Below are 13,882 nucleotides of genomic sequence, written 5' to 3'. Positions count from 1 at the left end.
AATTATGAATTGTGAATTAAAAATTATAAATCTCTAATCATTACAATATAATCCTTCCCAGTACTACACTTCTTGGATGTTGTTGTCATTTCTTTCAAAGAGCACTCGCTTTACTTAATTTCAAAGTGAACTTTTTTAAACTCAATATGTTTATTTATCGTCCATTTTTATTACTGAAGCGGGTGCAAAGATATGCATTTTTAGCTCTATAATCCAAATAAAAAAGCACCTTTTTTTACTTTATTTTTTCATCATTTTACAAAGCTTTAATTTACAAGCTTTTGTCAAAAAAAAAATAAAATCTTATCTCTTTTTTGTAAAATATTTACAGAAGGGGGTTAAGCCGCATTCTTCACATTTTGGTTTACGTGCCAAACAAATATACCGACCATGCAAAATCAACCAATGATGAGCTAATGACAGATATTTTGATGGTATATATTTTATTAATTCTTTTTCGGTCTGAACCGGATTTTTGGAATTGTCCGTTAAACCAATGCGGTTTGAAACTCTAAAGACATGTGTATCGACCGGCATAGCTGGCTTATTAAACGCTACTATGAGCATTACGTTTGCTGTCTTACGCCCCACTCCGGGAATGGATTCCAGCTCCTCTAAAGTATCGGGTATTTTACCTCCAAAATCATTGACTACTTTTTTAGCCATTCCAATAAGATTTTTCGCCTTATTGTTAGGGTATGATATGCTCTTTATATATTCATAAACAGCCGCCGGTGAAGAAACTGCCATAACCTCGGGGGTCGGATATGCTCCAAATAATGCAGGAGTAACCATATTCACCCTTTTATCTGTACATTGGGCTGATAAGATGACTGCAATAAGTAAATGAAAGGGATTGTCGTAATGCAATTCGGTATCTGCTACCGGCATATTCTTCTCAAACCAATCTATTACTTTTTCGTAACGTTCTTTTTTTGTCATATATTGATATCTCTCAAATAAAAAGTCCTCTACAGATTCTGTAAAGGACTTTAAATATAATAATAAAATCTGATTTACCAGAATTTCACTCTATTGTCTTCCACCTTCATTTTCTCTAAAAGTGCGCGGTAAGCCTGGAACCCAAGAGTACTGTTGGCCTGTTTTATCTGTTGTTTCGCTAAAACAGAATCGTATTCCTTCGTATCTTCCGTTTTATTGATAACATCCATAACATACACTCCTTCCATGCCTTTTAATGGAGCTTCCACTTTGTTCAGCTGTCCTCTTTTGGCCACAACATTCATTATTGGCTCACTAGCCATTCGGCCAACAATGCGAGATGTTTGGAAAGTTACAAATTTAGCAGTATCAATTCTTCCTCCAATTGCCTGTGCATATTCATCGAGAGTTGTAAGATTTTTCGCTTTAAGATCCGTGATCATTTTTTCAGCTTTCTTGTCTCTTACTAATTCTTGTCTGAAGGTCGCTGACAATTCAGAAATAGGATAATAATCACCCTTAGATTCTGATTTGATGATAGCAACTACACGCTTATCGCTGATATTGTCAAATTTATTTACAGTTCCCACTTTATTATTAAATGCCCAGTGAATAACCTGGCGAGTACCCGTAGCATTGCCTAAAAACATATCTGAAGGGTTAATTACCGCATTTGGCACGATAGCATAACCATTAGATGAAGCTGCGCTTTCGAAATTCTCCATATTGCCGTTTTCCGCAACAAATTGATTTAATTCATTATCGATGGAGTTTTGTGTCTTATCGCTAACAATAACCGGCATTTGCACTATTGCCAATTTCACTTTAGGTACAGGATTTGTTTTATCGTCAATACGCATTAAAACAGACTGCCCTTGCAAGTTTAATTTAAGCACATCTCCTTTAGACGCTGCAAAACATTCTTTTGCAATACCTGCTCCGGATAAGGTCATTTCATTCATCCAACCCAACTCGCCACCGTTAGATCCAGGTACAACTTCATTAGCCACCGCTGAAAAGTCTTTACCTCCTTTGATTACCGACATAAGACTATCTGCAATATGTTCTGTTGTTTTCAAATCCATACCCTGCGGCATCGGAATCATCTGAAGTTTTACTGAATCAGCAGCATTAGTACGATCTACCAGTTTGTACATTATATACGACTGGCCTTCACGAACAGGTTTACGAATATCGCCTATGGCTGCGGATTGAGCAAACGATTTTGCATCTGCAGGCAAACTGGATACAGACATGAAAGCATCTACATATTGGTTTGAGGAATATTCGTTTACTATAACTGCCGGATTATCTGCAACAAGCAGTTTTTCATAAACAGCAGCTATTTCATTTTCTACAGCCATAAAATCTTCATCGCTAGGGATTACATCTTTGATGAAGTAAGAAATAGTACGTAATTCGGCATTTGTTTTATAGCTTTTTTTACGTTTTTCGTAAAGCTCTTTTATTTCTTTATCTGAAACTTGTACTGTCGAATCAGGTAAAGCTGAATAGCTCTGAAGTACATAAGCAATATCTGCCGCACTTTTAGAATCTTCATAAGATGATTTAGCTTCTGTATCACTTGCTATAGCTGTTCCTCCCACAAGCGCTGAGTATTTTTCCTCTAAACGCTGATATTTTATCATATTTTCGATAAAGGCCCAAACTTCCCTTCTGGCTACAATTTCTGCGCCTTGCTCTGGAGATAGCTTAGATGGATCTTGTCCGATTTCCGATAGAAACTGCATCATATATGCTTTATCGAATCTGCCTGTCTGCGGGTTTATAAAAAACGGAATCTGATATAGTACAGGTGTAGGATTTTCACCATATATCATATCTTCCAATTCTTTGGCAGTCACAGCTAATCCCAATTTTTCTGCCTGTTCATCGAGCAACATTTCTCTTACCATCTGCTCGTAAACTGCTTCACGGATCTGAGATGTGGCCATTTCGTCCAGTGAATTTTGTCCGGACATGATTTTCTGGATATTTTCCATTTGTGAAATCCGGGTGGCGTATTCTCCTGTTGTAACTACTTCTCCGTTTACAACAAACGCTTTATCTTTCATTTTATTAATAAAAGTAGACACTTCGCTCCATGGGAATACGAATGCTAATAAACCTACAGCAATGATACCGACCAACAAGCCAGACTTACTTCTAATTTTCTGTAATGCAGCCATTTAGATTAATAATTATTTTTTATATTGTGTTTTTAATTTTTCAAATACAACTTTCAGCGCACGAAGATAATAAATTGAGATTGAATTTCATTCATTTTTGAAAAACTATTCTGCTTTTTCCTCTGGTTCCCCACCGTCTATTGTCTCCAGATTTTGGCTATCTTCATTAAAATATAATAAAGTACCTCCTTTATCGGACCGCCCAACTTTCTTAAACTGATATTCCGTCATCTGTTGATTTGCTTCGAAGCCACCCTTTCCTCGCAATATCCCTTTTTCGGGCCTGTCAACTTCAACATATTTATCTGAATATATCTTTTCTTTCTGCTGATCCCAATAAAGTTCATCACTGGAAAATGTCTCTCCTACCGAATTTCTTACAAAAACGTTTCCTTTCAGCCTCCAGAGCTTTTTCTTTTCATAATTCCACGCCGTATCGGACTGCACGGTAACAACTACATTAAATGTAGTATCGAATTGTTCCAAATACAAACCGTCTGGGTAATACCAATAAGGATCTTTTGCCTGATCGAAAACCTCCCATGTTTTTGCAATCATTTTATACCTGATAAGCCCCGAATCGGAAATCAGCATACTCACACTATCAGTATTCATGGAGGGTATTATCTCAGGATCATAAGTCATTCCAACTGATGATTTTTTATCGCTTTTGCAAGCAGCAAAAAAGAAAGGTATGGTAAAAATAAAAAATACCATAGCAAAAACACCTATCTTTTTTTGCACTGTTCTCATTCGATAAATCTGATATTTAAAAGCAATGAGCCCCAATTAAAATTGAGGCCGGTTGTTTCTATATTTTCTATCTGTTAGTCAACTTTTCTACGGAAGAACCAAAGTTCGTTAATATTAACGTTTACTGATATTCCGAAGTATTGTTCATCAATCATATTGCTAACATTAGGTTTCAGCTTCTTATACTCGAAATTAAGATTCAGATAAGAAACTCTTCGTCCCAGATTATCCCAAATAGGAAATCCGAAGCCTAGTGTCGCTCCATATTCTTTATATCCGTCAATTACATCATCCTTATTCATGGCATTGAGATACGAATTGCTGTAATTAAGCCCTCCCCTGAATTTCATTCTTTTAAAATAGCTTCGGCCATAAGGGTCGAGCAAGAACTCGCCACCTACTGCATATTTCCATCTGTCATTAAACCGGTTAGAGTTGTCAAGCCCGTCTCCCATGATTTTTGAATATTTCACATCAGACCAATTCTGATATGTTACATCCGCACCAAACTGCCATCTGTTTTGCCGGCCAAATGTGAAACCTGCACCTATAGTATTAGGAATACCGGCATCTACTCCTTTTACTGATATGGTATCACCCTTTGTTTCATTACTGGCTAATTCATAATGACGGTTTTCATAATCAGCCTTCATACTTATCTTTGGGGAATAGACAGCTCCGAGAGTCAACAACCTGTCTTTCGCTACTGGAATTTGATATTGAATACCAATATCGAATTTAGCGGCTTTTACAGATAGCTCTGAATATTCAAGCGATGTATTAGTAGATGTTCCCGATAGGGCAGGTAATGCACGATAATGGTCGAGTGTACCGAACAAGAACGAAGCATTTGCTCCCACCGACAAGCCTTTAAGTGGTGTGTTATATCCTAGCCCGGCATATACCTGGCTAATTCCACCCGAACCAGAAAAGGTCTTTGTGTATGATACTGATCCATTTGTTTCTGTAGTTCCTAATTTATAACCAATTGAAGAAAAAGGGATGACGCCAAAACTAAGCCCTAACCCTTTCTTCAAAGGAACTAATATCGTAATATAATCAAGTCCCCCGTTTGTCTTATTTTCCGAAGTTGTTCCGTCATCCAATTTTCCAAAACTGACATTTACTCCTATATCAAAAAGGAAAGTCAATGAATCGACACTTGAGTAAGAAGCCGGGTTCATAGGATTGGCGCTTTGTGTACTGCGAAGTCCGTATCCAATTCCACCCATAGCCTTAGATGGCCCTACAGCCTGGTCTCTTAATATACCATAACCATACCTACTGTATGGCGAATCTGTTTGGGCATTAAGAGAACCTATAATACATGCCAACAGGGCTACCAAAAAAAGTTTCTTGCTTTTAATCATTATTTTTTAATAGTGTTTAAGCCTTTTTAGTTACTAATAAATCCGGAATCAGCATTAACTAAATCTATTCCTAAACTTTGGTTTACTTGACTATAACAAAAAAAATGGAGAATTATTATTCACAAAAAGTAATAAAATCTCTCCTTTGCTTACGAGCATGTATATATCTTCGAACAGAATGCATTACACATATAGTTAAAAAACAAACATTTAAATAAAGAACACACTCTAGCTTATTCCATCATGTTTAGTCTGAATTCAGATGAAATTTGTGCAAAGTAAATTAAAAAAAATCAGTTAACCGACTTTTTATATAAAATGTCATATTTTTTTTCCCTTAAAAAGGTTAATTCTCCTTATTTTAGTACCTTTGCATTTCCTTTATTTGGATAATGGATAGTAAAGAAAAAAACTACATAGGAAATAATCTATTGAAACATTTAAAACCATTTAAAAATATTATATGGTTTCTTAGTTTGTTTCTTATTTTCGAATTTATCTGGAAAATATGTGTACACCAGGGAGAAGATGAAAGAATCCTTCTTGTTCTGGGGAAAGATCTTACTATATATACTGAAGGCATAAACAGATGGACTGCCGAATCTGTATATTGGTTTGTACACGACATACTGGGATATAAGGATTTTTATCTCATAAACGGCATTACCCTTTATTTTAAAGGATCTATCCCTATCGATATAATTTGGGGATGTACAGGACTTAAGCAACTCTTTATGTTTGCTTTTATCCTTATGTTCTATTTTGGTCCAATAAAGAGAAAATTATGGTATATCCCGTTATCCCTGCTTATTCTGGTACTTATTAATATACTACGCCTATCCATTATATTCCTGATTATAAAGAATCCTTTTCCAGAGTGGTTTATTGCAGTGAACGAATGGTATAACCATCGTGAATGGATAAACACCAGAGAATGTTATCTCTTGTTTTATAAAGACTGGTTCAATGTATTTCACCGGGATATATTCACATGGATATATTATGATGGTGTAATCTTCATCTTATGGCTGATATGGGAAGAGAAAATAAGAAGGCCATTGAGAAAATCTGCCGTCAAGAATATTGGTTAAAACTACTCTTTCATCTTATACCTCTCCTGTGCCTTGTACGAAACCGGGCGTTATAAACAGGCTGAAACATATCCATAAGAAGTAATGAAAAATGAAATTTTCCGGAATGAAAATGCTCCGCACACTTGTTTATTATAACCAGTTGTACTATTAGTCGGAATAAAAAGAGGAATGCAGCAATACCAAGTATTACCCAATTCTGGGCAAGTACTGCATAAACAATCAAACCGATCGTTAACAAATAAAAAAGATATCTGGAAAATATTTCAAAACCGAATAGAACAGACGCTGAATTTTTAAAGTGGCTTTTAGCTATGGAATATGATTTTTTTATCTGTTTCCATAACGAAAAACGGTCAATAGACATCTCTATAAAGCTGTCTTGTGATATTGCAATTGCAGTGTTATTTTCATTTACAATCTGATTAATAAAGACATCTTCGCCATTTTCCAATGCCAGATGTGAAGCAAAGCCTTTATTATCAAAAAACAGATGTTTCTTAAATGCCAGATTACGATATGTGCCTGTATATGGTTTCTTTTTGATAGCCATCGACAGATATTGCATGCTAAATAATAAATTGTCGAAACGGGCTATTCTGTTAAAGAAATTCTTTGTTTTTTTATAGAAAGAATAACCCAGAACAATTTCTTTTGTATCTGACAGCTCATTGACCATAGATGATATCCATTTATCGGATATTGGCCTGGAATGAGGTTCGGTAAATAACAATACGTCTCCTTTGGCTGCCTTAATACCTATAGTATATGCCAGTTTTTTTCGTCCAAATTTCTTATCGGGTGAATAAGGCAGATAAGTATGATATAGATGAGGATTATGTAATTTAAGAGACAACAGCAACTCTTCAGTCTCATCTGTTGAGCCGTCATTTACAACGATTACCTCAAAATCGGGATAATCCTGCGAAAGGATAGCCGGCAAGTTCTTTGACAACTCGACAGCCTCGTTTTCTGATGAAATAATAACTGATACTTTAGGATTCGATTGTAAAACCTGATAGTTATCTCCATCTATTTTCCTTGCATACGAATATGGCTTCTTATAATAATTAAAGTAGAAAAAAAGCTGAACCAAAAGGAATAGGAAAAATAAAGACAATGCGATTATTTCTACTTCATTAAAAATAAAATAAGACAATATTTGCTCAATCATTATTACAAATTAAATAGTCTGGATACTATAAAAAAACAAGAGCCATATATCGATACGGCTCCCGGAGTATGATACATAAATTAAATTTTATCAGAATAATATGCCTTAGGCAGGTCTCTGCAATTATATTGCGAAGCCATTATCTCTCCGTATGCTCCTGCCGAACGCAGAACAAGGATATCTCCTCTTTGTGTTTCGTTCAGGTCGTAATCTTTCACAAACACATCAGAAGATTCACATATAGGACCCACTACATCATACTGCTGAGATGGCAGGTTCGACGATATATTTTCCACCTTATGATATGCCTGGTACAAAGCCGGACGAATCAGGTCGGTCATTCCAGCATCAACAATCACAAAGGTTTTACTTTCACCGTGCTTTACATAAACAGTACGTGTTACCAAAGCCCCACACTGGCATACAATTGCACGCCCTAATTCGAAATGTACCTGCTGACCATCTCTCACTTTGAGATTATTCTTAAATACTTCAAAATATCCTTCGAAATCAGAAATTGGATTTTTATCAGGGTTCTCATAGTCTATACCTAAACCTCCTCCCAGATTTATGTTTTCCAACTTTATGCCTTTACTTTCAAAAAAGTCCTGTAGTTCATTTACCTTTTGGCAAAGTGGTTCAAATATGTTAATATCTTCGATTTGTGAACCTATATGAAAATGTATCCCTATCAGTTTAAGGCTTTTCAACTCATTTAGTTTCTCTATTGCAGATTCCAGGTGAGATAATGCAAAACCAAACTTATTTTCGTTAAGCCCAGTTGTGATATATTCGTGTGTATGCGCATCCACATTCGGATTAATCCGTAGTGCGACCTGCGCTATTTTACCCTTTTTATTTGCAAGTTCGTTTATTACTTCCAGTTCAGGCAAAGATTCCGCATTGAAGCAGAAAATATTAAGGTCTAAAGCCAGATTTATTTCTTTATCAGTCTTACCGACTCCGGCAAAAACTATTTTCGAAGCGGGAAACCCTGCATTTACTGCTGCTTTTATCTCATTTCCACTCACACAGTCGGCACCAAAGCCATCCGATGCTATGAGTTCTAAAATCCGCCTGTTTGCGTTAGCTTTTACTGCATAATGTTGAGTGAATCCGCGTTTTTTTGTCTCTTCTTTTACGACCTTCAGTGTCTTCTTCAGTAAATCCATGTCGTAATAATAATAGGGGGTCTCAATCCCTTTCATTTTATCAACAGGAAAATTTCCTTGTGTCATCTATATAAAAATTAATTAAACAATTTATCATTTAATATTTGTAATGTCTTCTCCTTGTCTCCCCTACTCACTAAAAAAGAGAAGTTATATTTGCTTCCACCATATGAGATCATCCTTACAGGAATACCTTTTACTGCATTCAGTATATTGGAAGAAAAACTTGTATCATCCGATTCCAAATCCCCTATTACAGATATTATTACCATATCATTATCGACAGAAACCGTGCCATATTTTTTCAGATCATCTATTATCAGTTGCAGATTCCGCCCATCATCGATTGTCAAAGATACACCTATTTCTGATGTAGCCAGCATATCTATCGAAGTTTGATAATTTTCAAAAACTTCTGCCACACGACGAAGGAAACCATGTGCCAGCAACATTTTACCCGACTTGATTTTCACGGCTGTAATATTATCCTTTGCTGCCACAGCTTTAATTGCCCTTGCCTCTGTCTCGTTCGAAATTAAAGTTCCTTCAGCTTCCGGGCATTCTATATTTTTCAACCGTACCGGAATATTCGCCAGCTTAGCAGGCAAAACACTTGACGGATGTAATATTTTCAGTCCAAAATAGGCCAGTTCGGCCGCTTCATCAAAATTAAGATGCGGGATTGCCTTAGTACCTTTCACATAGCGGGGATCATTATTCTGCATAGCATCTACATCAGCCCAAATCTGTACCTCTTCGGCTCCGACAGCCACACCGGTCAACGATGCTGTATAGTCACTGCCACCTTTACGCAGATCGTCTATTTCGCCATAAGCATTCCGGCAAATATATCCTTGTGTTATAAAAATATCCGCATCTTTGGCTTGTTCCAATAAAGCCATCAATTTATCTTTTATGTATACCGGATCCGGGACTGAATTTTTATCTGTACGCATAAAATCCAAAGCCGGAATCAAAGCTATATTCAAACCTTTTTCTTTGAGATACAACCAGATCAGTTCCGAACAAATCAATTCTCCCTGAGCCATAATGACACGCTCTTCGAACAATGTAAACAAGTCCTTTGTAAAAGTGCGAATATAGTCAAACCTTGATAAGACTGCTTCGTCGGCTTGCTTTTTTATTTCCGGGCTATCAAAAAGGGATGCCGACAAATCATAATATTGCTTCTCAAGCTTATTGATAATCTCAATGGCACCTTCCTGATTTTTTTTATAAAGATAATCCGAAATTTCGGTCAATGCCTCAGCAGTTCCACGCATTGATGACAAAACAATCAAATTATTATTCTGTCCCTTAGCTATAATTTTCGCTACATTTTTTATCTTTTCAGCTGTAGCGATAGAAGCACTCCCAAATTTCAGAATTTTCATAGCCAATCCTTTTTTAGTTTTTCAATCTTATCTCGAAGTTGCAAAATTATAAAAAATTTTGAGCATTAATTTCAGAATAAACTATATATTTGAATTTAGATGATCATTTTACACTATGAAACACAAAATCATATATTTATGTTTAAGCGTTTTTGTTACTTTCTAACTTTAACTTTTCTTGCGGCTTGTTCATCCAACAATGATTACTCTGTTGTTGATTATAATATCGTGCCCATGGTTCAGGAGATAAACTATGTAAATGACAAAAGTTTCCTTATTGACAATACAACAAAAATCGTATATCCTTCTGATAATAAATCCTTAGCCGGAATTGCCGGACTATTGGCCGAATATATAGAATTCTCAACCGGATACAGACTTGAAGTAAGCAGTAATAGCGAACAGGAAAACATCATTTCACTGACTACAAATTTCACAAATGACAATTCCGAAGCCTATAATATTGAAGTAAATGATTCTCTTATCAGCATAAATGGAGCCAGCGAAGCCGGAACATTTTATGGTGTGCAAACACTGAGAAATGCTATTCCTACTAATGCATCAGGCAGTATAGAATTTCCGGGGATAGATATTACCGATTATCCTGCATACAAGTACCGTGGCGTCTCATTAGATGTTTCACGCCATTTCTTTCCTGTGTCATTTGTTAAGAAATATATCGACGTACTGGCTATGTGCAAAATGAATGTTTTCCACTGGCATTTGACTGACGATCAGGGGTGGCGCATCGAAATAAAAAAATATCCAAAACTCACTGAAATAGGATCGAAAAGGGAAAAAACCGTTATAGACAGGCATACGGGCGAATTCGATGACAAACCCCACGAGGGATTCTACACACAGGAAGAAATAAAAGACATCATAAAATATGCACAGGAACGCTTTATTACCATCATACCCGAAATCGATATACCGGGACATACACTCGCCCTATTAGCATCATACCCCGAGTTAGGTTGTACAGGAGGCCCTTACGAGGTAGGGTGCGAATGGGGTATTTACGAAGATGTACTCTGTGCCGGAAATGAAGATGTTTTCAGTTTTCTCGATGATGTATTTACCGAAATAACAAAACTATTTCCGTCGGAGTATATCCATATTGGCGGAGACAAATGTCTGAAAAACAGATGGGATGCATGTCCCAAATGTCAAAAAAGAATGCAACAATTAAGGCTTAAAGAAAATAAAGAACACACCAAAGGCGAACAGCTGCAAAGCTATTTTATCAAGCGTGTAGAAAAAATAGTTAACGATAAAGGCAGGAGTGTTATAGGATGGGACAATATACAGGAAAGTGATATAGCGCCAAATGCAACTATTATGGCATGGCATGGGATAGAAAGTGGCACTGATGCTGCCAGCAAAGGGCACAATGTAATTATGACCCCCGAACAATTTACCAATCTCGACTATTATCAGTCGCCTGATGTAGATAATGAACCATTCACCTATGGATGGCTCACCGAGTTAAAGAAAATTTACTCATTCGACCCGATGCCAGCGAACCTGGACGAAAACAAACAAAAACACATATTGGGAGCACAGGTTAATATCTGGACAGAATATATGCCATCGTCACAGAATGTAGAATATATGCTTTTACCACGTATGTGTGCACTGGCTGAAACATTATGGCGTAATCCGAGAACGAAGGATTATAATGACTTTGTTTCAAGACTCTACAAACTATCCCCGCAATTTGATAAACTAGGATATGATAATTGTAAATATGCATATGGTATTCAGGACTCTATATTTATAGATACTATAAGAAATGAAATATGTATATACTTATCTACATTCGATAATAGTCCTATCTATTATACAATGGGAGAGAAAGATCCCACGACAGAATCAACATTATATAATGTGAATGAACCTATAATAATAAAAGAGAACACTTTATTTAAAGCTGTGGTTTACCGTGACAATATCAAAAGTGACGTATACTCTAAAGATTTTATCTATCATAAGGCATGCGCCCACCCCATTAAACTGAAAAATGAGCCTGACAATAAATATACATTCAAAGGAGCCGAGTCACTGGTTAGCGGACAGATAGGCTCCGTGGCCAGCTACCGTACTGGTTTATGGATAGGCTTTCTGGGTACAGATCTCGATGCAACTATCGACCTGAAAGAAGAGACTGGAGTATCTTCTATTAGTTTTAACTCTTATGTCAATACACGGGGAAATCTTTTCGATCCTAAAGCCCTCTATATATATGTATCACAAGACGGAAAAAATTTCGAAGAAATATATAAAGAAGAGTACGCAACAAGAAAAGAGCATATTGGCCCAATGATACTCAGTTTATCGGCCAACCTTATGGAAACGGTAAAAGCCAGGTATGTAAAAGTGGTAGCCGAATCAATAAAGACTTTGCCCGAATGGCATGAGAAAAGCGAAAAGGAAGCCTATCTCATGATAGATGAAATAAGGATATTCTAGATACTAAACTGTATATTGCATATTTATAACAAAAAAAACTTAAAGTATTAGTTTTTCATTATTTTATTCTTAACTTTGCACCTCAGATATTCACAAGAGATATTTATGAGTATTTGAGAATGAAAAAGAAAAAGATACAATATTTATATTATAAACTAAAAAGGAACTGATATGTAAATATCCCGTTCCTTTTTTTTTAGTTTTGTAAATCGTTATTAATCACATTTATATTTCCATCTAAAAATGCATTCAGACAAAAAAGTTCAACTAATTCTTGACGACGGAACAGTTTTCGAAGGGAAATCTTTCGGATCGGAAACAGCAAAAGCCGGCGAAGTAGTGTTTAGCACCGCTATGGTGGGGTACACCGAAAGCCTTACCGACCCTTCTTACCTTGGGCAAATACTCGTTGTAACATTTCCTCTTGTAGGAAACTACGGGGTTCCCGATGATACATTTACGAATGGAATTTCGGACTTCTACGAATCGGAAAAAGTACAGGTAACCGGACTTATCGTATCTGACTACTCTCACGAATACTCACACTGGAATGCGAAAAAAAGCCTGGGTGACTGGCTAAAAGAACACGATGTTCCGGGAATTTACGGAATCGACACTCGCGAACTCACTAAAATACTACGCGAAAAAGGCTCGATGAAAGGAAAAATCGTTTTCAATAACGAAAATGAAGTGGATTTCTACGATCCTAACTTAGAAAATCAGGTTGCAAAAGTCAGCTGTAAAGAAGTGCTTACGTACGGAAACGGAGAAAAGAAAGTACTGCTCGTAGACTGTGGTGTAAAACACAACATCATCCGCAGCTTACTCAAAAGAAACGTAACGATCATACGTGTGCCTTGGGACTACGACTTCAATCAATTGGAATGGGACGGACTTTTCATATCCAATGGTCCCGGAAACCCTGAATTCTGTGAAGAGACAGTAAAAAACATACGCAAGGCAATGGATGGAAATAAGCCGATTTGCGGGATATGTATGGGTAACCAATTACTGTCAAAAGCTGGAGGCGCATCTATCTATAAATTGAAATACGGACACCGCAGTCACAATCAACCCGTAAAGATGGTAGATGATACAAGATGTTTTATTACATCTCAAAATCACGGATTTGCCGTAGCAAATGCCTCTCTGGGAAGTGACTGGGAGCCACTGTTCATAAACCTGAATGATGGAACGAACGAAGGTATTAAGCACAAAACAAAACCTTTCTTCTCGGCACAATTTCATCCTGAAGCGGCCAGCGGACCGACAGACACAGGTTTCTTATTCGACTTATTTGTAGAACAACTTTAAACAAGCCCCCT

General features: G+C 36.7%; 10 protein-coding genes. 3 read left to right on the top strand and 7 right to left on the bottom strand.

From position 1 onward, the window contains the following. Positions 1-303: 303 nt before the first annotated feature. The 4 genes from nth to GGR21_RS09090 form a co-directional block, all read right to left on the bottom strand. On the bottom strand, positions 304-942 hold the full coding sequence (gene nth, locus GGR21_RS09105) for an endonuclease III (protein WP_183306886.1): 639 nt from the start codon (positions 940-942) through the stop codon (positions 304-306). A 74-nt stretch (positions 943-1,016) separates the two neighbouring features. After that, complete coding sequence (locus GGR21_RS09100) at positions 1,017-3,131, bottom strand: SurA N-terminal domain-containing protein (RefSeq protein WP_183306885.1); 2,115 nt, start codon at positions 3,129-3,131, stop codon at positions 1,017-1,019. 105 nt (positions 3,132-3,236) lie between these two features. Then, positions 3,237-3,884 carry an LPS export ABC transporter periplasmic protein LptC gene (lptC, locus tag GGR21_RS09095; protein ID WP_183306884.1) on the bottom strand — a complete coding sequence of 216 codons (648 nt, stop codon included), beginning with the start codon at positions 3,882-3,884 and terminating at the stop codon, positions 3,237-3,239. Between the two features lie 74 nt (positions 3,885-3,958). Next, the gene (locus tag GGR21_RS09090; RefSeq protein WP_183306883.1) at positions 3,959-5,254 is read right to left on the bottom strand and encodes an OmpP1/FadL family transporter; all 1,296 of its coding nucleotides are present in this window, start codon (positions 5,252-5,254) and stop codon (positions 3,959-3,961) included. Positions 5,255-5,646: 392 nt separating this feature from the next. Here GGR21_RS09090 and GGR21_RS09085 point away from each other — a divergent pair, with 392 nt between their 5' ends. Beyond that, complete coding sequence (locus GGR21_RS09085; RefSeq protein WP_183306882.1) at positions 5,647-6,345, top strand: archaeosortase/exosortase family protein; 699 nt, start codon at positions 5,647-5,649, stop codon at positions 6,343-6,345. 10 nt (positions 6,346-6,355) lie between these two features. Here GGR21_RS09085 and GGR21_RS09080 read toward each other — a convergent pair whose 3' ends face one another. The 3 genes from GGR21_RS09080 to GGR21_RS09070 form a co-directional block, all read right to left on the bottom strand. Continuing rightward, complete coding sequence (locus GGR21_RS09080) at positions 6,356-7,519, bottom strand: glycosyltransferase (RefSeq protein ID WP_183306881.1); 1,164 nt, start codon at positions 7,517-7,519, stop codon at positions 6,356-6,358. 80 nt (positions 7,520-7,599) lie between these two features. After that, positions 7,600-8,757 carry a diaminopimelate decarboxylase gene (lysA, locus tag GGR21_RS09075; RefSeq protein WP_183306880.1) on the bottom strand — a complete coding sequence of 386 codons (1,158 nt, stop codon included), beginning with the start codon at positions 8,755-8,757 and terminating at the stop codon, positions 7,600-7,602. A gap of 11 nt (positions 8,758-8,768) precedes the next feature. After that, on the bottom strand, positions 8,769-10,085 hold the full coding sequence (locus tag GGR21_RS09070) for an aspartate kinase (protein ID WP_183306879.1): 1,317 nt from the start codon (positions 10,083-10,085) through the stop codon (positions 8,769-8,771). Between the two features lie 99 nt (positions 10,086-10,184). Between GGR21_RS09070 and GGR21_RS09065 the strand changes: the two genes are divergently transcribed. Together GGR21_RS09065 and carA are read left to right on the top strand one after the other, a co-directional pair. Further along, on the top strand, positions 10,185-12,557 hold the full coding sequence (locus GGR21_RS09065; RefSeq protein ID WP_317169871.1) for a glycoside hydrolase family 20 protein: 2,373 nt from the start codon (positions 10,185-10,187) through the stop codon (positions 12,555-12,557). Between the two features lie 243 nt (positions 12,558-12,800). Further along, entirely contained in the window at positions 12,801-13,871 is a 1,071-nt protein-coding gene (gene carA / locus GGR21_RS20900) for a glutamine-hydrolyzing carbamoyl-phosphate synthase small subunit (RefSeq protein ID WP_246348042.1), read from the top strand. Positions 13,872-13,882: the final 11 nt, after the last annotated feature.

The sequence above is a fragment of the Dysgonomonas hofstadii genome, from assembly GCF_014196915.1.
GTDB classification, from domain to species: domain Bacteria; phylum Bacteroidota; class Bacteroidia; order Bacteroidales; family Dysgonomonadaceae; genus Dysgonomonas; species Dysgonomonas hofstadii.
The sequence above is the reverse complement of the archived record's forward strand: the minus strand, read 5'-3'. Positions and strand labels throughout refer to the sequence as shown.